This is a genomic window from Paenibacillus sp. FSL K6-2859, from assembly GCF_038008265.1.
Classification (GTDB): Bacteria; Bacillota; Bacilli; order Paenibacillales; family Paenibacillaceae; genus Paenibacillus_AQ; species Paenibacillus_AQ nitricinens.
In genome coordinates this window covers 3,796,843-3,817,718 of record NZ_JBBOYU010000001.1, presented here as the reverse complement: position 1 = coordinate 3,817,718, position 20,876 = coordinate 3,796,843, and the positions used below count along the sequence as shown (strand labels likewise).

20 protein-coding genes are annotated in these 20,876 nt (G+C 42.8%); 17 read left to right on the top strand and 3 right to left on the bottom strand.

Translation table 11 applies throughout. The annotated features are described in order from the left end of the window. Window position 1 precedes the first annotated feature (1 nt). The 8 genes from MHB64_RS16860 (at window position 2) to MHB64_RS16825 (ending at window position 7,783) form a co-directional block, all read left to right on the top strand. Window positions 2–346 carry a cyclic-phosphate processing receiver domain-containing protein gene (locus MHB64_RS16860; RefSeq protein WP_341134938.1) on the top strand — a complete coding sequence of 115 codons (345 nt, stop codon included), beginning with the start codon at window positions 2–4 and terminating at the stop codon, window positions 344–346. Next, entirely contained in the window at window positions 343–666 is a 324-nt protein-coding gene (locus tag MHB64_RS16855) for a thioredoxin family protein (RefSeq protein WP_341134937.1), read from the top strand. The genes MHB64_RS16860 and MHB64_RS16855 overlap by 4 nt, the downstream gene beginning before the upstream one ends. Next, window positions 666–1,448 carry an ABC transporter ATP-binding protein gene (locus MHB64_RS16850; protein ID WP_094872949.1) on the top strand — a complete coding sequence of 261 codons (783 nt, stop codon included), beginning with the start codon at window positions 666–668 and terminating at the stop codon, window positions 1,446–1,448. The genes MHB64_RS16855 and MHB64_RS16850 overlap by 1 nt, the downstream gene beginning before the upstream one ends. Beyond that, window positions 1,445–2,512: an SAM-dependent methyltransferase gene (locus tag MHB64_RS16845; RefSeq protein WP_341134936.1), complete on the top strand. Its 1,068-nt coding sequence runs from the start codon at window positions 1,445–1,447 to the stop codon at window positions 2,510–2,512. Before MHB64_RS16850 ends, MHB64_RS16845 begins: the two co-directional genes overlap by 4 nt. A 118-nt stretch (window positions 2,513–2,630) precedes the next feature. After that, window positions 2,631–4,133: a serine/threonine protein kinase gene (locus tag MHB64_RS16840; protein WP_341134935.1), complete on the top strand. Its 1,503-nt coding sequence runs from the start codon at window positions 2,631–2,633 to the stop codon at window positions 4,131–4,133. A 145-nt stretch (window positions 4,134–4,278) separates the two neighbouring features. After that, on the top strand, window positions 4,279–5,832 hold the full coding sequence (locus MHB64_RS16835; protein WP_042188823.1) for an ABC-F family ATP-binding cassette domain-containing protein: 1,554 nt from the start codon (window positions 4,279–4,281) through the stop codon (window positions 5,830–5,832). A gap of 72 nt (window positions 5,833–5,904) precedes the next feature. Further along, window positions 5,905–6,945, top strand: a complete 1,041-nt coding sequence (locus MHB64_RS16830; RefSeq protein ID WP_341134934.1) for a ThiF family adenylyltransferase — start codon at window positions 5,905–5,907, stop codon at window positions 6,943–6,945. Between the two features lie 115 nt (window positions 6,946–7,060). Beyond that, window positions 7,061–7,783: a response regulator transcription factor gene (locus MHB64_RS16825; RefSeq protein ID WP_179281698.1), complete on the top strand. Its 723-nt coding sequence runs from the start codon at window positions 7,061–7,063 to the stop codon at window positions 7,781–7,783. Between the two features lie 45 nt (window positions 7,784–7,828). Here the strand turns inward: MHB64_RS16825 and MHB64_RS16820 are convergent, their stop codons facing one another. Together MHB64_RS16820 and MHB64_RS16815 are read right to left on the bottom strand one after the other, a co-directional pair. Continuing rightward, complete coding sequence (locus MHB64_RS16820; protein WP_094872940.1) at window positions 7,829–8,329, bottom strand: C40 family peptidase; 501 nt, start codon at window positions 8,327–8,329, stop codon at window positions 7,829–7,831. 326 nt (window positions 8,330–8,655) lie between these two features. Next, a complete protein-coding gene (locus MHB64_RS16815; protein WP_094872938.1) occupies window positions 8,656–9,297 on the bottom strand; it encodes a thiamine diphosphokinase in 642 nt (213 codons plus the stop codon). A gap of 161 nt (window positions 9,298–9,458) precedes the next feature. On the opposite strand from MHB64_RS16815, the gene MHB64_RS16810 reads away from it, so the two are divergent. Beyond that, window positions 9,459–9,923 (top strand): low molecular weight protein-tyrosine-phosphatase, encoded by a 465-nt coding sequence (locus tag MHB64_RS16810; RefSeq protein WP_094877464.1) that lies wholly within the window; start codon window positions 9,459–9,461, stop codon window positions 9,921–9,923. Window positions 9,924–10,059: 136 nt separating this feature from the next. Here the strand turns inward: MHB64_RS16810 and MHB64_RS16805 are convergent, their stop codons facing one another. Continuing rightward, a complete protein-coding gene (locus MHB64_RS16805) occupies window positions 10,060–10,791 on the bottom strand; it encodes an alpha/beta hydrolase (protein WP_280787560.1) in 732 nt (243 codons plus the stop codon). 265 nt (window positions 10,792–11,056) lie between these two features. On the opposite strand from MHB64_RS16805, the gene pdhA reads away from it, so the two are divergent. The 8 genes from pdhA (at window position 11,057) to MHB64_RS16765 (ending at window position 20,786) form a co-directional block, all read left to right on the top strand. Continuing rightward, a complete protein-coding gene (pdhA, locus tag MHB64_RS16800) occupies window positions 11,057–12,124 on the top strand; it encodes a pyruvate dehydrogenase (acetyl-transferring) E1 component subunit alpha (protein WP_042188812.1) in 1,068 nt (355 codons plus the stop codon). Window positions 12,125–12,139: 15 nt separating this feature from the next. After that, complete coding sequence (locus tag MHB64_RS16795) at window positions 12,140–13,117, top strand: alpha-ketoacid dehydrogenase subunit beta (RefSeq protein WP_094872934.1); 978 nt, start codon at window positions 12,140–12,142, stop codon at window positions 13,115–13,117. 103 nt (window positions 13,118–13,220) lie between these two features. Further along, the gene (locus tag MHB64_RS16790; protein ID WP_280787559.1) at window positions 13,221–14,867 is read left to right on the top strand and encodes a 2-oxo acid dehydrogenase subunit E2; all 1,647 of its coding nucleotides are present in this window, start codon (window positions 13,221–13,223) and stop codon (window positions 14,865–14,867) included. Between the two features lie 2 nt (window positions 14,868–14,869). Next, window positions 14,870–16,282 (top strand): dihydrolipoyl dehydrogenase, encoded by a 1,413-nt coding sequence (gene lpdA, locus MHB64_RS16785; protein WP_094872930.1) that lies wholly within the window; start codon window positions 14,870–14,872, stop codon window positions 16,280–16,282. Window positions 16,283–16,460: 178 nt separating this feature from the next. Then, window positions 16,461–17,435, top strand: a complete 975-nt coding sequence (locus tag MHB64_RS16780) for a S66 family peptidase (RefSeq protein ID WP_341134933.1) — start codon at window positions 16,461–16,463, stop codon at window positions 17,433–17,435. Window positions 17,436–17,542: 107 nt separating this feature from the next. Further along, window positions 17,543–18,523, top strand: coding sequence for a thymidylate synthase (locus tag MHB64_RS16775; RefSeq protein WP_094872926.1), 981 nt, complete (start codon window positions 17,543–17,545; stop codon window positions 18,521–18,523). A gap of 53 nt (window positions 18,524–18,576) precedes the next feature. Continuing rightward, window positions 18,577–19,068, top strand: a complete 492-nt coding sequence (locus tag MHB64_RS16770; RefSeq protein ID WP_094872924.1) for a dihydrofolate reductase — start codon at window positions 18,577–18,579, stop codon at window positions 19,066–19,068. 230 nt (window positions 19,069–19,298) lie between these two features. Next, the gene (locus MHB64_RS16765; protein ID WP_341134932.1) at window positions 19,299–20,786 is read left to right on the top strand and encodes a glutamate synthase subunit beta; all 1,488 of its coding nucleotides are present in this window, start codon (window positions 19,299–19,301) and stop codon (window positions 20,784–20,786) included. The last annotated feature ends 90 nt before the right edge of the window (window positions 20,787–20,876 follow it).

Genomic DNA, 20,876 nt, shown 5'->3' with positions numbered 1-20,876 from the left:
TGTGATTCATATCTTTATGGATGATCTTCGAAAAGTACCTAAAGGGTTCGCTCTGGCTCGTTCGACGGAAGAATGTCTTCTAATGTTGCGTGAGTGCGAGGTAGATGTTTTATCACTGGATTACGATATGGGGCCGGATGATTATTCGGGTGGAGAAGTTGCCAGACGGATCGTATTGGAAGGACTGTTCCCCCGAGAAATCTATTTGCACACTTCCAGTCTTTGGGGGCGAAAAGAAATGTATGAGATCTTATATACTGCTAAACCTGAGGGGATGCTTTTGGTAAATGGTCCCCTGAGTTCTGATAAGCTTCACGGTATCGCCGGGGAGACGGACTTGAAATGAAGGCAATGAATGAAGTGGAATTACTGGAGGCGCTCGAGAGTTCAGGTGAACCGCTTATAATATTTTTACACACTCCACTGTGCGGTACTTGTAAGGCAGCTGAACGGATGTTAGAGGTGGCGGCTCATCTATTGCCAGCTGAACTTCAAATGGTTGCAGGCAACGTGAACATGCTGCCGAATTTAGTACAACAATATCGTATTACGAGCGTTCCTGCACTACTTGTAGTTTCTGCAGAACGGGAAAATGATCCGAATGTTTATTATTCCATGGTTTCAGTTGAGCGAGTACTGGAATACATAAGGAGTGTTATATCATAATCATTTCATTACAACATTTATCTCTCCGCAGGGAAGAAAGCTTAATCTTGGACGATGTGTCGCTAGAAGTTAAAGAAGGTGAGAACTGGGTCATTTTGGGACGGAATGGCTCCGGTAAAACCACAATTTTAGAGATGATGACTGGTTATTTGTTTCCTAGCAAAGGGACTGTAGAAGTGCTGGGTAATAAATATGGGCAATGTGATATACGCGAGGTTCGTAAAGAAATTGGCTATATCGGGCCTTCCTTGATGGAAAAGATGTCATTAAATGATCCGGTGTGGGAGGTCGTAGCAACAGGTGCTTACGCTTATTTGCGTTTCTACGAAACAATCCCTACCGAAGTAAAAGAGAAAGCAATCCGCATGCTGGAAGATATGAATCTAGGCAATATGGCATTTCATCCTTTTGGGACCTTGTCACAGGGGGAACGTAAAAAAGCTATGCTGGCAAGATGTCTTATGGCTGACCCTAAGCTATTAATTATGGACGAGCCATGTGCTGGCCTTGATCTATATGAAAGGGAAAAAATGCTGGCTGAAATAGATAAGCTGAGACAGCGTAATGTTTCTGTAGTGTACGTAACTCACCATGTGGAAGAAATTGTCCCGCTTTTCACGCATGTTGCATTAATTCGTGAGGGTAAGCTAGCTGGATCTGGACCGAAAGAAGAAGTATTAACGAATGAAATGATCTTGGCCACTTATGATATTCCTGTTGATGTTGAATGGGATAGCGGTCGTCCCTGGATTAAAATTAGACCTGGAGGCAAAACGATTTGAACGATTTAAGACAAGATACCGAAGAGCAGAACATTGCTCCGGAAGAAGAAGTATATTCCCGATATATTTGTACAGCTAATCACGGATTTGCGCCTTATGCGCAAGAAGAGCTACGCCGTTTATTCGGTGCTGTGAAGAGTACCTTGTTACTTCCAGGCGAAATCTTTCTGGCTACATTGCAATGTGAACCAGAGGAAGTAACGCGCCTACTCACACAGAATCTTCCCATTTTCCTGCGTCATATACAGCCTGTTCAGTTTCAGGATGAAGGAACCATGGAAGCTCTAGAGCGTTTGGCAGTGTATTTAAGTCGCCACAATGAGCTTGAGGGTGCAAAGGTATCCCTGAACGTTCGTAAAGGTGATCCTTCCTTCTGGCAGGACAGTCCGGGAGAACTGCGTGAATGGCTCCAAGAGCAACTGCAGAGCTTAGGCGCAGAATTTACTGTGCAAGATCCAGCCTGGGTTATTTCAGTCTACGCAGACGGGAATGCCTTATATGCAGGTGTGTCCAGACCAGAAGCTAATTTATCTAGCTGGAATGGCGGTGCCATCCGTTTCCGTAAGGAAGATGGACAAATCTCACGTGCCAAGTTCAAACTAATGGAAGCCGAGAAGGAGTTTGATATTCCTTTTTACAGCTTCCGTAATGCGTTAGATATTGGTGCTTCTCCAGGTGGGTGGACTTCTTTCTTACTGGAACGTGGAATGAAGGTTACGGCGGTTGACCCTGCGTTAATGCATGAGTCCCTTCGTAATTATCCGGGCTTGAAAATCCTTCGTAAAAACGCAGGAGAAGTAAAATTCCGGGACAATGAATTTGATCTGCTCGTGTGCGATATGAGCTGGAGTCCTAAGCTGATGGCGAAGCTAGTAACCGGGTTACTCCACAGTCTGTCACCGGGTGGGACAGCCATTGTGACCGTAAAACTGATGCATAAGAAACCACTTGCGATGATCAAAGAAATTATTGCGATGTTTGAAGGGGAGCGCATGCAGATTCAGCGTGCAAAGCAGCTATTCCATAATCGTGATGAAATTACACTTTATATGGTTAAGTACTAAATCAAACATATTCTAAATACTAAGGGAAAGCATCCCGTTATTAACGTTTCCGTATTTTGCGGTAAGAATGTTAATGGCGGAAGCTTTCTCTTTTTTTTTGCGAAAAGGGGGAGTTAGATTGTATTTTGAGACGAAGCTTAAGATTGGACAGGTTATTGATGACAGATACCGAATTACGGGCCTGATTGGTTCAGGTGGGATGAGTATTGTTTATCTTGCAGATGATTTGCGTCTAAAGGGTAAACAATGGGCAGTAAAAGAAAGCTTATGCTTAGATGCGCTGCATTCTGACATCCAAGCGGAAGCCGATATGTTAATTACATTAGCCCACCCACGATTGCCGCGTATTGTCGATTTCTATCTTCCGGATCGAGAAGGGTATTCCTATTTAATTATGGACTATATTGAAGGTGTGAGCTTGAGTCAGCTAATGAAGGATAATCCCGGACCTTTGCCAGGTGACTTCATCATTCAGGCGGCAAAGCAGCTTTTAGAAGTTCTTCAATATCTGCATGGTCATCAGCCACTGATTATCTATCGTGATCTAAAGCCTTCAAATATCATGTTGACACTGCAAAAAGAACTGATGTTAATTGACTTTGGGATCGCACGAAGCTACAAACACGGTATCTCTGAAGATACGGTTAAGCTGGGTACGGTTGGCTTCGCTGCACCTGAGCAATATGGAGGTGGACAGAGTCAGCCAGTATCTGATTTATATGGACTTGGAGCATTAATTCTCTATATGGCAACTGGAGGGCAATGTAGCCACTGGGAGTACGGAATGGAAGATCGGTTATATAACCATATGCCAGTTGGGATAATACCAATCGTAAGACGTTTGCTGCGGCATCATCCGGAGGAACGGTATCAGAATGCAGAAACAGTTCTAGAGGCGTTAGTTAAAGTGGAATCCGAAAGGGAGAGAGGAAGTGTTTTAGCAGTCTCACTACCGCTACCGCTTGAAAAGCGAAAATCGTTTGTTATTGCTTTGCTCGGTGTAGCTTCAGGTCTTGGAACAACACATACTTCTTTTGCGCTGAGTAGCTTTCTTGCACAGAAGGGGGCAACGGCTTGGGTTGATTGTTCACCCAATTCATCGGTTTATGACCGCATTCGCAACCTATTGTACACACAGATTACTCCTGTCCCATCTAAGGAGGAACAAGCTGCTTTTTCATGGAAAGGGGTGCATTATTGGAAACGTCCTATTCACGGAAAAATGGCTGATTTGCTGAGAGGGGATTATCAATTTGTAGTGTTGGATCTTGGCGTTGGGGAATATGAAGGGGCGCTTGCTGAGTTCAAATATAGCGATATGCCAATTCTAATTACTTCTGGTGCAGATTGGCGACTCGAAGATTTACTTCTGTGGATTAGGCGTAAGGGTTTACAGCCTGAGACGAATTGGAGGGTAGGGTTACCGCTAGCTGAACACTCGTCTGCACAACTGCTACAAGCGGCTATAGGTACAGATAAGGTTTTTGCACTACCTTTTCAGCAAGATCCATTCAAGCCTAAGGGGAAATTGATAGAAGTGATCAATGGAATGTTTGAGGAAGTATTAGATTTACCGAGTAAGGGGAAAGCCCGAAGTTTTTTTAAAAGAAAGGCTGAATGAAACGGTTCTCTATGCTTCCTCTTTTCACTCAACTAACTTTTAGTTCAGTGTTGCATTAAAGTGTGTTAAAATATATATTTATACGTGTTTTGAAAAAAATAAGAAAGTATAAGTTTAAGTATAGACAGGAGCTTGCGGAGAATTTATGAGTTTACTTAGTGTAGAAGACGTTTCCCATAATTTTGGGGATCGGACGTTGTTTAAAAATGTTTCTTTCCGGTTGTTACCGGGTGAGCATGTGGGAATCGTAGGAGCAAATGGCGTAGGGAAATCGACGCTTATGAATATTTTGACAGGAAAACTGTTGAAGGATAGTGGAAAAGTAGAGTGGACGCCTCGCGTCCGTTATGGTTACTTGGATCAGCATACGATCTTAACGCCAGGGAAAACCATCCGTGATGTATTGAAGGACGCTTTCTTGCCGCTTTTAGAGCTGGAACAGGAAATGCTAACTATAACTGAAAAGATGGGCGACGCTTCTCCTGAAGAGTTAGAGATGTTACTTGAGCAAATGGGAGACATTCAGGAACAGCTGGACATCGGAGATTTTTATCTTATTGATGTAAAAGTTGAGGAAATGGCGAATGGCCTCGGCCTATCCGTTATTGGACTTGACCGTGATGTTGCTTCACTAAGTGGGGGTCAGCGCACAAAAGTTCTGCTCGCGAAGCTTCTGCTTGAGAAGCCGAATGTACTATTGCTGGATGAGCCTACTAACTATTTGGATGTTGAGCATATCGACTGGTTAACAAACTATTTGAAGCAATATCCATATGCGTTTATATTGATTTCTCATGATACGGAATTCATGAATAAAGTCGTAAATGTGGTCTATCACCTTGAGTTCGGTAAACTTACTCGTTACACTGCGAACTACGAGAAATTCCTGAATATGGCCGAGATGAATAAAATCCAACACATTGATGCTTATGAGAAACAACAGGATTTTATTAAGAAACAAGAGGATTTCATTCAGCGTAACAAAGCTCGTGCCTCCACATCTGGACGGGCGAAAAGCCGTGAGAAACAACTAGATCGTATGGATCGAATTGATCGTCCAGAAGAAGCTGCTAAGCCTACCTTTAAGTTTAAAGAGAGTCGTGCCAGCGGTAAAACAGTCTTCGAAGGCATTGATTTCGAGATCGGATATGATCGTCCGTTGTTACCTATGCTAAATATGACCATTGAGCGTGGAGAGAAGATCGCTATAACTGGTTGTAATGGTGTCGGTAAATCGACGCTCCTGAAGACTATTCTTGGCGTGATTCCTACGTATAGCGGTAAAACGTATCTAGGAGATTATCTGAACTCCGCGTATTTCCAACAAGAAGTGAAAGCAGCTAATCTTACACCTATTGAGGATGTCTGGAATGAATTTTCTAGTCTAACCCAGAATGAAGTGCGTGGACATCTAGCTCGCTGTGGTCTGAAAAATGAGCATATTACCCGACCGCTTAGCATGCTGAGTGGTGGTGAACAAGCTAAGGTCCGTCTTTGTAAACTGTTGATGCGTGAGAGCAACTGGGTTCTGTTCGATGAACCTACCAATCACCTTGATGTTATTGCCAAAGCTGAGCTGAAGCGGGCATTACAAGAATATAAAGGCACAGTTCTGCTCGTCTCCCATGAACCTGATTTCTATGAAGATTGGGTTACGAAAATTTGGGATGTTGAACAGTGGTCAGCAGTACAAGTATAGAATCATCATACTCCCGGGGAATAGCAGACGATCTGCTGTTCTCCGGTTTTTGGATATGGGGAGGGGGATCGAATGATCCATAATGATGGGCGTGAAGAACGTTATTCGCGGCAGGTCCGCTTTGCCCCATTTGGCGTAGAAGGACAAGAAGAGCTCGCGCAGTCTAGTGTATTAGTCGTTGGTGCAGGTGCGCTTGGTACGGGAATTGCAGAGACGTTGGTACGCTGCGGGGTCGGTAAAATTATTTTAGCTGACCGTGATTATGTAGAGTGGAGTAACCTTCAGAGGCAGCAGCTCTATACTGAGGCAGATGCCCAAGAACGTATACCTAAGGCTGCTGCTGCGCAGAGCAGACTTCAACAGATTAATTCTGAGGTCGTTATTGATGCTCACGTTATAGATGTTCGTGCCGAAGAGCTGGAAGGGCTCATTTCAGGGGTTGATCTGATCATGGATGGTACAGATAATTTTGATACTCGGCTCATTATTAATGATATGGCGCAAAAGCACGGTATTCCTTGGATCTATGGTGCATGTGTAGGCAGTTATGGAATAACATATACGATTTTGCCTGGGGAAACTCCATGTCTTCATTGTCTTCTAGGCACAGTACCATTAGGAGGTGATACCTGTGATACGGCAGGTATACTACCGCAGGCAGTCCAACTAGTTACGGCAAATGCAACGGCAGAGGCGTTGAAACTACTAGGTAAGCGTAAAGCTCAATTAAGAAACAAACTGTTAACGTTTGATGTGTGGCGGAATGAATACCATGAAATTGGAGTAAAAGCTGCCAAAAAGAAAAACTGCCCTTCTTGTGGGAGTCATCCGATCTATCCCTATCTAATGGCAGCGAATACCGGACGAGGCGATGTTCTATGTGGGAGGGATACAGTGCAAATTCGCCCTGCGCGACCACAGAAGCTTAATTTGCAGGAAACTGCGGATCGGTTGTCTCGTTTAGGAAGCGGAAGTGTGGACAGCAACGCTTATCTGGTTTCTTTTATAGAAGGACCTTATCGGTTAGTTATTTTTGCTGATGGTAGAGCGTTGATTCATGGGACAAAAGATATTGCTGCTGCTCGAAGCTTTTATCATCGATATTTTGGATAAAGAAGCTGTAAATAGGTGTTGAGGCCATTTCTCAGGAATGGTCTTTTTGTTTTCCGGGAATTCTATATGTACCGCTGTGATGCTGGTGCAAGTCATATGGATATGGGGGGACTTTGTGATTGAACAAATAATATGGTATATGGCTGATAGCAGTAGTAGAGAAGAAGATCGAGCCGTTATAGAAAGTGTGCTACAAGATATTGGACTTGAAGCAACAAAAAGCGAAGATCCCGAGGATCTCCGCTTATCCATATCAAAAGTAGAACCGGTACTGCTGCTTGCTGAGTTATGCGAGGTGGGGACTTGGGAAGGCTGGGACATAATTTCCGCTGTAAGAGCTGAGGGGATGATACTACCGGTAATGGTGATTTCCGGTGAACAATCTGAATCGGGAACTGGGGCAGTTTCGGCGTTCTCAGCCGGGGGTAATGAATATATGACAAAGCCTTTACATACCGGTGAATTCAAACACAGAATTCTAAATTTGTTAACCCTTACTGGACGGCGTCGAAATTTAAACCAAATACTGAGAGTCGATGGTTTAATGCTCGATCCCAGCCGCAGGTTTGTAAGTCGCGACGGGATCGAGTTAAAAATGACACCCAAAGAATTTGATCTATTGTATTATCTCGCTGCGAACCAAGGAATGATATGCTCCCGCATCGAGATACTTAAGGAAGTATGGGGTTACCAATTTCACGCAGATACCAATGTTGTAGATGTTTACATTAGACATATCCGTTTGAAAATGGATAAAGGACACCGGAACAAGTTAATTCACACTGTTCGCGGAACAGGATATGTAATGAGGGCGCCCGAAGGCGGCACCACATCCTGAGACTAGTTCTCTCTTATAGTTATGACTCTACCACAGAGCGATTGTTTACAGTACGCGGCGAGCCTTTAAATATGTTTTTTTCCAATTACCGGAGTTAAGATCGGAAATCGTAACACCTGGTTTACCGTAAGTGTGCAGAATTTTGCCATTGCCTGCATAAACAGCAACGTGAGTTACATTTTTACCGTTTGCTCTGCTACCGCTGGAGAAAAATACTAGATCACCTACACGAAGATCAGCTTTTGATACAGCTGTGCCTACTTTGGATTGATCTACGGATGTACGAGGCAATGTTACATTATATTGTTTAAAGATGTATTTTGTAAAAGAAGAGCAATCAAAAACTTTAGTAGTAGAAGTGGATGCACCGAACTTGTAAGGCACGCCCATATATTTCTTCCCTAAATTCACTACACTTTGACCTTTAGACACGGTAGCTGCTTCAACTTTCGTTGCGCCTACGCCTGTTGCCATCATTGTACCTAAGCCCATTGTAGTAACCATTCCTATAACAATCGCTTTTTTAATCCATTGTTGTTTATTCATGTTGTAGTACCTCCAAGGTGTTAGTCTTTGTTGTTGAATTTGTTTGTCTTGCTTGCCTGATTCGTAGTATAGCAGGTTATCTATTACATAAAAATTGGTAGAGGTGCAATAAAGTGAGGCTGGGCATGGGTTGTAAGCGTTTTATTAAAAATTCATTAAAAGTTACAAAAAATTAATAATTTGATATATTGGGATCATAAAAAAGCCGAAAAACCCTTGGTACTAAAGAGTTTTCACGGCTTTTTCGAATTTGATATAAAAGTTACAATGATGTTTCTAAACTATAAAAAAGTAGCATTTTTACGTTAATTATGTTCCCTATGTATCTAGTCTTTACTCTGAATGATCAGCAGCAATCCACTTCGAATGTTAACCGTTCCTGAGGACGAAATCAGTTTGTTACTCACACCAAGTGATTGTCCAAGCTTCAGGGTAGCGTCAGTTAATGGATATTGAAACCCTTCTAAGGTAATACCTGATACTTCTGGGGTTAAAGGCAGTAAAGAAACGTACGTGTAGCCTAAATCGTTGATCACTACCTTGGAACCTGTAAGGGTTATATAGTTATGAGTGTCCATGACGTAGCAGTTGATTTGACGTTGCAGAGCTCTTGTCATCATTTGAATGCTAGCCAGGGAATGGTCAATACGAGTACCAGTAACACCTAATAGTAGAATCGACTCCGGTTGCAAATCCATCGCAATATCGAGCGCCATCTCGCTATCTGTCAAATCCTTGTTCACGGCATCACAGGTAATGGTCTTCTTACTTTTCTTTTCAATATTTTGAAGTGCCTCAGGTGAAACAGAATCAAAATCACCTACTGCTATATCTGGTGTATATCCGTGCGAAATGAGAAACAATGCTCCTTCATCCGCACCGATAATAAAATCATCTTCATCTAATAGATCGAAATAATCAGGAGATAATGCTCCACCGGCAAAAATAACGACTCGTTTGGATGACATAACATCCATTCCTCCTTTAAACCTCTTGTTGAGTATCCTGTCCAGTATAATGCAGATCGAAAGGTTGCACAATTGACCTCGAGAACGCTAAAATGATAGTGTGCGATCTTTTGAGTATAAATTCACATATAATTAGGTTTAACAACTGGGAGGTGAACAAAATCGTAAGCGTACTGTTTGTATGTCTAGGTAATATTTGTCGGTCACCAATGGCAGAGGCTGTTCTGCGGCATAAGATTAATGAACGAGAATTATCTGATAAGATTCTTGTAGACTCAGCGGGAACTGGAGATTGGCATATTGGCAAGGAACCACATGAAGGAACAAGACATATTCTTGATCAGCACAGCATTAGCTATGAGAATATGATGGCGCGTCTAGTTAGCAGCGAAGACTTCCAAAAGTTTGATTACATCGTCTGCATGGACAAGTCTAATGGAGAGAATGTTCGAAAGGTTTCAGGCGGGGAAGACGCCAAACTAATGTTCTTCATGGATTTATTGCCTGAGGAGGAACTGCGCGAAGTGCCCGATCCTTACTATACAGGTAATTTTGAGCAGGTATATGACTTGATTAACGCGGGCTGTGACATCTTGCTGGAAAGAATGATAAGAGAAAAGCTGTAACCTCTTTGGATTACAGCTCTCTTTGTATGTTTTATATTGTAAATCGAGTAAAGTTGCTGGATTATACTGTAAGCGCCATCAAGTAATCTACATACTGTTCTTTAGATGTTCACTATTTACAACTATCAATAGGTCTTTATGTGTTTAAAAAATAGAGTAGAGATTCTGGGAGTTCTTTCTGCCAGAAGCCCCAGAGATGGCGTCCGTCTTTCTCTCGGTAGGATACGGTTGCTCCACGTGATTCAAGCAATGTTTTTGTTTCTCGATTCATCTGAACAAAATCATAAATACCAGTATCCGTTTTGTAGTCGGTCTCCTGCAGACCAACGACCATATTAATGTTGAGCCAGGATAGATCCACTTCCTCAGCCAGCATGTCGCGGGATTCAGGATAGAATGCACCTGAAAGGCTGATGATACGGGTAAAGATCGCTGGATAAGCAAGGGCAAGATGGAGTGATACACTGCCCCCAAGGGAGTCGCCAGCTAAGATACGTTCGTCCGGCGTACGGCGTACAGGATATTTTTGTTCAATGAAGGGAATAATCTCTTCGGAAAAGCAAGATAAGTACTGTTTGAATCGGTTGCCAAAAGGAGCATATTCTTGGGTTCGCACCGCGACGTCTACTTCGACACCAACAATGATGAAGGGCTCCACGTCTTCTTCTATTATAAGACGTCCAGCAAGTGTAGCAATGCGGCCAAAGTTAAAGAATTCTTCACCGTCTTGGCAGTACACCACTGGGTAGCTTAAAACTTCGTTGTAGCCGGGAGGGAGGTAGATGCGTAACTTGCGTTCCTCCTGCAGATGTTCACTCCAAAGCGTTTCTTTTACAATTGTGCGTTTCAGAAAAACAGAATCGCTCATAGTTGCCACGTCACCTTTCTTGTCGAATTTTGCAATACACACGGATTTGCTCTAAAATGAATAGCTGAGTAACTGTGTGATTAATCATTTACTTGTTCCAAAAGCTTTAAACTGTTATATAAAAATAAATCACCTGTTATACATACAAAATTTAAAGGAATATAAATTTTATAAGTATTTCTTTGACGAAAGTAACCAAACAGGTGTATAATAATATTATAACAGAGGCAGCTGATATTCAAATTTTTTTATTGAGGTGAAGATAATGAGTAAAGTTCCTTATGAAGTGTATACAGAGGACGTCGAGGCTCTAACGGTACTTTCCCCGGATGGAGAAATTATCAACAAGGATAAAATGCCTGATTTAACCGACGATCAACTGAAAGAAATTATGTATCGTATGGTATTTACCCGTACTTGGGATGATCGTGCAGTAAATCTTGGCCGTCAAGGCCGTCTTGGTTTCTACGCACCGGTATCCGGTCAAGAAGCTACTATGATTGGTAGCGAGTACGCTTTGGAGAAAGAAGACTTCTTATGCCCAGGCTACCGTGATATTCCGCAGCTAGTATGGCACGGACTTCCATTGTACCAAGCATTCTTATATTCCCGTGGACACCAGCATGGTGGAGCGATTCCTGATGGCGTTAATGTATTGATGCCACAAATCATCATCGGCGCGCAAATCCTGCACGCTACAGGAATTGCAATGGGCTTTAAATTGAAAAAACAAAAGAGTGTTGCAATTACTTACACTGGTGATGGCGGTTCTTCAGAAGGCGACTTCTATGAAGGCTTGAACTTTGCTGGTCGCTTTAAACTGCCTGTTATCTTCTTTGTTCAAAACAATGGTTATGCGATTACGACTCCGTTCGCAAAACAAACTGCTTCCAAGTCGATCGCTCACAAAGCGGTTGCAGCTGGTATTCCAGGAATTAAAGTTGACGGCATGGACATCTTTGCAGTAATCAGTGCTGTTCGTGACGCTGCTGAGCGTGCACGTAATGGCGAAGGTGCTACATTGATCGAAGCTGTAACTTACCGTTTCCGTCCACACTCCCTTTCTGACGATGCAAGTAAATATCGTTCGAAAGAAGAAGAGGGACAATGGAGTGAAAAGGATCCAATCAACCGTCTTGCCAAGTATTTGGAGAAGAAAGGTCTTTGGACTGAAGAAGATACGCTGCGCGTGAAAGATGAAGCGAAAGCTACAGTTAACGAGCAGATCAAAAAAGCTGAACAAACCGAAAAAATGACAATACCTGGCTTGATCGACAGCATGTTCGAAGTAACACCTAAACATCTGGAAGAGCAAAAAGCCGATTTTGAATAAGGGGGATATCAGGCAATGGCACAAATGAATATGAAAGAAGCGATTCGCGACGCGATGCGCGTTGAACTGAATCGTGACCCTAACGTTCTTATCTTCGGAGAGGATGTTGGTAATGTAGGTGGCGTTTTCCGTGTAACAGAAGGTCTGCAAAAAGAATTTGGCGAAGATCGTATTTTTGATACTCCACTAGCTGAGTCCGCTATCGGTGGTCTGGCATTTGGTCTTGGTGTACAAGGCTTCCGCCCGATTGCTGAAATTCAATTCGTAGGTTTTATCTTTGAAGCACTGGATCAGATCGTTGTTCAAGCGGCACGTCTGCGCTGGCGTTCTGGCGGTAAATATAATGCTCCAATCGTATTCCGTACTCCTTTTGGTGGCGGGGTTAAAGCTGCTGAACTTCACACAGATTCACTTGAAGGTTTGATTGCGCAAAGCCCGGGTATTAAAGTAGTAATTCCTTCAAACCCATATGATGCTAAGGGACTTCTAATCGCGTCTATCCGCGACAATGACCCTGTATTCTTCATGGAGCATTTGAACCTTTACCATGCTTTCCGTGCTGAAGTACCAGAAGGTGAATACACTGTTGAACTTGGCAAAGCAAACGTAGTGCGTGAAGGTACAGACGTATCGATCATTACTTACGGGCTGATGGTACATACAGCTACCAAAGCAGCCGAGCAACTCGAAAAAGAAGGCGTTAACGTTGAAATTATCGACCTTCGTACTGTAAGTCCAATCGACATCGACACTATCGTAGCGTCTGTGAAGAAGACTAATCGTGCAATCGTAGTACAAGAAGCTCAAAAGAGCTCCGGTGTGGCTGCTGAAGTTATTGCACAAATCAACGAAAAAGCTCTGCTGCACTTGGAAGCACCGGTTCTGCGTATCGCAGGTCCTGACACCGTGTATCCATTCGCACAAATTGAAGATACATGGCTTCCAAACCCTGCGCGTATTATTGCAGGCGTGAAGAAAGTTTTGGATTTCTAAAATATTTCCTATGAGAAACGGTTGTCATCCTTTAGGGATGACAACGTCGTTTCTTCTTCTCTAATCATAAGGTCAGTCCCAATTTCACAAGGAGGTTTTCAAAGTGGCAAAGTTTGAATACCGATTCCCTGAACTAGGTGAAGGTTTGCATGAAGGTGAAATCATCAAAATGCATATCAAAGCCGGTGACAAGGTAACGGATGATGATATCGTAATGGAAGTTCAAAATGACAAGGCGGTAGTTGAGGTACCTTGTCCAGTGAACGGTACTGTGTTGGAAGTTTTGACTAAAGATGGTCAAGTATGCCGTGTTGGCGAAGTTGTAGCGATTATCGAAGCTGAGGGCGACGTTCCTGAGCAAGAAGGTCATGCTGCTGAAGAAGCTCCGGCTCCAACTCCAGCTGCTGCTCCTGCATCTTCGAATGCTAAATCAGCAAATTTTGAGTATCGTTTCCCAGAACTAGGTGAAGGTCTGCATGAAGGTGAAATCATCAAAATGCATATCAAAGCCGGTGACAAAGTAACCGATGATGATATCATCATGGAAGTTCAAAATGACAAGGCTGTTGTTGAAGTTCCTTGTCCAGTGAATGGTACTGTGTTGGAAGTTCTGACTAAAGATGGTCAAGTATGCCGCGTTGGCGATGTTGTAGCTATCATTGCAGCAGAAGGTGACGTTCCTGAACAAGCAGGTCATGCCTCTGCTGAAGCCGATGCAGCACAAGGAAGTGCAAATACTACTTCTTCCCCTGCAGCAACTAGCCCATCTGATGCTAAACAAGGCGGGTCTGCAAGTGTAACACCAGCTCCTGACCGCGATGTATTGGCTACACCAAGCGTTCGCAAATTTGCTCGTGAGCAAAAAGTCGATATTTCCAAAGTGAACGGAACTGGAAAAGGCGGCAAAATCACACGTGAAGATGTAGAAGCATTCTTGAAGGGTGGTTCAGCACCTGCTGCAGCACCGGCAGTAGCGGCTACTGAAGCTCCTAAGGCTGCTAAGACCGAAGCTAAAGCAACATCTGCAGCAGCAAGCGGTAATGTAAGTCTTGAAGAAGAACGTGTACCATACAAGGGCATTCGTAAAGCGATCGCTAACGCAATGGTTAAATCTGCTTACACTGCACCACACGTTACCATTATGGACGAAGTAGATGTTACTGAACTGGTAGCATTCCGTACACGTATGAAACCTATCGCTGAGAAAAAAGGCGTTAAGGTTACTTACCTTCCGTTCATTGTTAAAGCTTTGGTTGCGGCTTCCCGTCAATTCCCAGCGCTCAACGCTATGATTGATGAAGAAGCAGGCGAAATCGTCTACAAGAAATACTACAATATCGGTATCGCTACTGATACTCCTAACGGTCTGATCGTTCCAGTTATCAAAGACGCTGATCGTAAGAGCATTTGGATGATCGCTAGCAGCATCACTGACCTTGCTGTTCGTGGTCGTGACGGTAAATTGTCTGCTAACGAAATGAAGGGTAGCACGATCTCCATCAGTAACATTGGTTCTGCTGGCGGCATGTTCTTTACTCCAATCATTAACTTCCCTGAAGTGGCTATCCTCGGAACTGGCCGTATCAGTGAAAAAGCAGTTGTGAAAAATGGTGAAATCGTAGTTGCTCCTGTAATGGCGTTGTCACTCAGCTTTGACCACCGTATTATCGATGGTGCGACTGCTCAAAACTTTATGAACTACATTAAATCGCTGCTCAATAATCCTGAGCTGCTGGTTATGGAGGTATAATTATGGTAGTAGGAGACGCTTCTCTAGATATTGACACATTGGTCATTGGTGCAGGTCCTGGTGGGTATGTAGCGGCAATTCGTGCCGCTCAGCTCGGCCAAAAAGTCCTCATCGTGGATAAATCGGAACTCGGCGGTGTATGTTTGAACCGCGGATGTATCCCTTCTAAAGCACTGATTGCAGCAGCACATCAGTTCGAATCTGCTAAGCATGGTGAAGTTTTCGGTGTTACAGCTGAGAACGTTAAAGTGGATTTTGCCAAAACTCAAGAGTTCAAAAACGGCGTTGTTAAGAAAATGACTAGCGGCGTGACTAGCTTGATGAAGGGTAACAAAATTGAAGTATTTAACGGCGAATGCATGTTTATCAGCGACACAGAAGCACGTGTGTTCAATGATCATGAATCCCCACGTTATCGCTTCAAACACTGTATCATTGCTACAGGTTCCCGTCCGATTGAATTGAAACCTTTCCCATTCGGTGGACGCATTTTGTCTTCGACTGAAGCTCTGGAACTTCCAGAAATTCCGAAGAGCATGATCGTAATCGGTGGTGGATACATCGGCGCTGAACTTGGCCAAATGTACTCCAAATTCGGTACTAAAGTAACCATCATTGAAGGTTTGGATACTGTACTTCCAGGCTTCGATAAAGATATGACTCGTTTGGTTGCGAAGAACATGGCTAAAACTGGCATCGAAATCGTAACTAACGCTAAAGCTGAAAGTGCTGTACAGAACGACAAGGAAGTTACTGTGAAGTATTCTGTTGGTGGCGAATCCAAAGAAGTAACTGCGGATTACTTGCTTGTTACTGTAGGCCGTCGTCCTAACACTGACGGTGAACTTGGACTAGACCTGATTGGTCTTGAGCTCGAAGAGCGTGGATTGATCAAAGTCGATCACCAAGGTCGCACTAGCATTCCTAACATCTTCGCTATCGGCGACGTTGTTCCAGGTCTGGCGTTGGCTCACAAAGCTTCTTATGAAGGTAAGATTGCCGCAGAAGCGATTGCAGGACTTACATCTGTTGTTGACTACAAAGTCATCCCAGCAGTTGTGTTTACAGATCCTGAGTGCTCAAGCGTTGGTTTGACTGAGAAAGAAGCGAAAGACAAAGGCTACAAAGTGAAAGCTGGTAAGTTCCCATTTGCAGGGAATGGCCGTGCCGTATCTTTGAACAGCCCAGAAGGTTTCATCAAAATTGTTGCTAACTCCGAGAACAATCTTGTGCTTGGTGCACAAATCGTTGGTATCGAAGCTTCTAACTTGATCGCTGAACTTGGTTTGGCTATCGAAATGGGCGCAACACTTGAAGATATCGCTTTGACTATTCATGCGCATCCAACCCTTGGCGAAATCGTCATGGAAGCTGCTGAATTGGTTGAAGGTCACCCTATTCACGTAATGAAATAATTTCTTTACCCAATTGCTCTAGCAGGCACTGAAAGGCGGAACGCATTTGCGTTTCGCCTTTTTGAGTTTTCCACTTTTTTTGAAAATAGATATAATGGAAGGAGATGAAACAAATTGATCGAATACTCTATAAAATCATTCATCCGTATTTTAAAAACTTATATAGGGAGGACAAATGATGAAACCCAATAAGTTAAAGCCTGGTGATGAGTTGCGGATCATCTCACCCGCCAGAAGTCTGTCATTAATCGCTGCTGAACAAAGGAAAATTGCCAAAGAACAGCTGCAAAAATTAGGTTTTCGGATATCATTTTCCGTAAATTCCTTTGAGAAGGATGATTTTGTCTCCTCATCGATCGATTCTAGAATAGAGGATTTGCACGAAGCTTTTTTAGATCCGAATGTTAAAGGGATTCTTACGACCATTGGAGGCTTTAATAGCAATCAGCTGCTACGTTATATCGACTATTCCCTCATTGCTGAGCATCCTAAACGATTATGCGGGTATTCGGATATTACGGCTTTAAGTAATGCGATCTATGCTAAAACAGGATTAGTTACATATTCCGGACCACATTTTTCTAGCTTCGCAATGCTTCACGACAATGAATATACAACCGAATATTTCCGTAAGCTGATGATGGACAACAAAGAAATAGTGGTGAGGCCTTCGAAGCATTGGAGTGATGATGAGTGGTATCTGGATCAGGAGAACCGTGTATTTATCAGAAATGAGGGCCCATTCATTATCAATGATGGGGAAGCAAAGGGGACAATTATCGGTGGGAACCTTTGTACATTAAATCTTTTGCAGGGAACGGAGTATATGCCAAGTTTAAAAAATTCGATATTATTTCTAGAGGATGATTATGAATCATCGCCTGCAACGTTTGATAGGGATTTACAATCGCTGATTCATCAACCGGATTTTCGGCATGTTAAAGGATTGGTTATTGGAAGATTCCAACAAGGATCACGCATGACTAAAGAACTGTTGATCAAAATCATAACTTCGAAAGAAGAGCTATCAGACATTCCTGTCATTGCAGACGTGGACTTTGGACATACATCCCCTATGATTACTTTCCCTGTAGGTGGACAAGCCTCACTTCGTGCTTATGGGGTTAGAGTAGAGTTAAGGATATCGGAGTAGTGAACTCCCCAGATTATTAAATAAATTTAAAAAATATCTTACCTTCTACAAAAATCGGATTTTTCAGATATAATATATGAGGTGAAATATTACGGAGGTGCAGTAAATTGAATAATGAGTTAGAACAAACCTATTTGAATTTTTTACAATATATTTTAGATCATGGTGTAAAAAAAGAAGATCGTACCGGAACAGGTACAATTAGTGTATTTGGTTATCAAATGCGATTTGATTTATCCAAAGGCTTCCCATTATTTACAACAAAACGGACACCGTTCCGTTTAATCGCAAGTGAATTATTATGGTTTATTAAAGGCGACACAAACATCCGTTATTTATTGAAAAATAATAATCATATTTGGGATGAATGGGCTTTCAAAAGATGGGTTGAATCAGACGAATATGCAGGTCCAGATATGACGGATTTCGGGAATCGTTGTTTAATTGATGAAGAATTCAATCAAGTTTATCAAGCAGAGATGAAAGCATTTTGTGATCGTGTCTTAGAAGATGATGCGTTCGCAGCGAAGCATGGTGACCTAGGGAATGTTTATGGTAAGCAGTGGCGAAATTGGACATCTTCTACGGGTGAATCCATTGACCAATTACAAGATGTAATTCATCAGATCAAAACAAATCCTGATTCTCGTCGTTTAATTGTAAGCGCATGGAACCCGGAAGATGTTATAAATGCTGGGGCAAAAGGAAGTAAAGCAGCGTTACCCCCTTGCCACGTTATGTTCCAGTTCTATGTTGCCAATGGTAAATTAAGCTGTCACTTGCTGCAGCGCAGCGCTGATTCTTTTCTTGGCGCTAACTTCAATATCCCGTCTTACTCATTACTTACACATTTAATAGCACATGAGTGTGGTCTAGAAGTAGGTGAGTTTGTATATAGCATTAGTGATGCACATATCTATTCAAACCATGTTGATCAAGTAAAAGAGCAATTATCAAGAGACTTAAGACCATTGCCTACATTGGTCATTCATTCAAATCAGAAATCACTTTTTGATATCGAGCTGGAAGACCTTATCATTGAAGGGTACAACCCGCATCCTTCGATAAAAGCGCCGATCGCTGTGTAAATGAATTGTTATCAAGATTTTTTGATCTTAATAGGTAGGAAGGAGCGTGTTTCATGAGTATTAGCTTAATATGGGCAATGGGCACCAACCATGTTATTGGAAAAGATAATGATATGCCTTGGCATTTACCGCTGGATTTTGCTTATTTCAAAGCAGAAACACTGGGGAAGAGAATGCTTATGGGCCGCAAAACGTGGGATTCACTCGGAGGGAAGCCTCTAAAGGGCAGAACAAGCTTAATTATGACTAGAGATACTGGTTATTCTCCTGAAGGTGCAGAGGTTGTACACACGCTTGAGGAAGCTCTCAGCGAGGGTAGAAAAGGCGATGAGCTGATGGTGATCGGCGGTGCGGAAATTTATAAGCTGATGTTGCCATATGCTGACAAGCTGATGTTAACACAAATTGAACAGGATTTTGAAGGGAATACCCGGTTTCCTGATATTGACTGGAGTCTGTGGAAAGAGGTTTCAAATAAGAAGGGAATTCGTGATGAAAAGAATCCGTATGATTACCGTTTTCTTGTTTATGAACGTACGGAATAGCAATAAAACGTTTTCTCTGACATAACATGTGAAATAGTACAAAAAATCAGTAGATTAATCCATTACTGTGCAAAAGTAATGAGTGCTACTATAATTAAAATTAGAAATGATAATCTACAGGTATAGAATGTGCAGGTACTTCATTGCGCTGCTCACAACCATAAGAAGCCGCAATATGCTACAATGTACTATACTTCAACACGAAGAGAACGGATGGGGGAAACGTAAACATGTCTACACCTACAGGTTTTATGGAGTATAAACGGCAGCTCCCAGGTGATCGGGATCCTGAACAGCGGGTAAAAGACTGGGAGGAGTTCCACCATCATTTATCCGAGGACGAGCTTCAGACACAAGGAGCGCGCTGCATGGATTGCGGAACGCCTTATTGTCATACAGGAATTGATATGGCTGGTGGAACCTCGGGTTGTCCAGTTCATAATCTAATTCCCGAGTGGAATAATTTGGTGTACCGCGGACTCTGGAAAGAAGCACTGGAACGTCTGCATAAGACGAATAATTTCCCTGAGTTTACTGGAAGCATTTGTCCTGCCCCTTGCGAAGGCTCTTGCACAGTGGGTCTAATTGGACAGCCGGTGACCATTAAGACCATTGAGCTAGCTATTATTGATAAGGGCTTTGAAGAAGGCTGGGTTGTACCTAATCCTCCAGAGAAACGTACAGGCAAAAAGATTGCAATCGTAGGTTCTGGACCTGCTGGACTAGCAGCAGCAGCTCAACTAAATAAGGCTGGACATACTGTAACTGTATTTGAACGCAGTGACCGCATCGGCGGACTGCTGACATATGGCATTCCCACTATGAAACTCGATAAGAGAGTTGTACAACGTCGTGTAGATTTATTAGCTGCAGAGGGCATTAATTTTGTGGTGAATACAGAGATTGGTAAGGATATTCCTGCTCAACAGCTAGTGGATGAGTATGATGCGGTTGTTCTGTGTGGTGGGGCTACAAAGGCACGTCGGTTTAACGTTGAAGGCAGTGAGCTTAAGGGTGTTATGTACGCCATGGATTATTTAAATGGTACAATTAAGAGCTATCTAAATTCCAATCTTGAAGATGGCAACTATGTATCTGCAGAAGGTAAAGACGTGATCGTCTTGGGTGGCGGTGATACTGGTTCTGACTGTGTTGCTACAGCACTTCGTCATGGCTGCAGCAGCATCACTCAATTTGGTACACATGAAAAAGCACCTCTTCAGCGTGATCCGATTGCTAATCCATGGCCTCAATTCCCGAATGTATACAGCCTGGATTACGCGCAAGAAGAAGCTAAAGCCATTTTTGGAGATGATCCGCGTGAATTTTCTATCATGACTACTAAATTTGTTGGGGATGAAGAGGGCAACTTGAAAGAGCTTCACACCGTACAGATCCGCCGGATCGTAGATGAGACAGGTCGTAAGATCTATCAACCTGTTCCAGGCACTGAAGCTGTATATCCTGCTCAACTCGCTCTGATTGCCATTGGTTTTGATGGTCCTGAACAAGATATTATTCAACAGCTTGAACTTGAAACAGATCGTCGTTCCAATGTGAAAGCACGTTATGGTAAATTCAATACGAACATAGATAAAGTATTTGCTGCTGGCGATATGCGCCGTGGTCAAAGCTTGGTCGTTTGGGCCATCAATGAAGGACGCGAAGCTGCGCGTGAAGTGGATAAATACTTGATGGGTTCAACTGTTCTTGTTTAGGAATTAGGATTTAATACAATATTTAAATGATAAAAGCATTGACCAAGGATCTACGATTCAAAAAGCGTTAGAACAGAGAGGGAACCCACC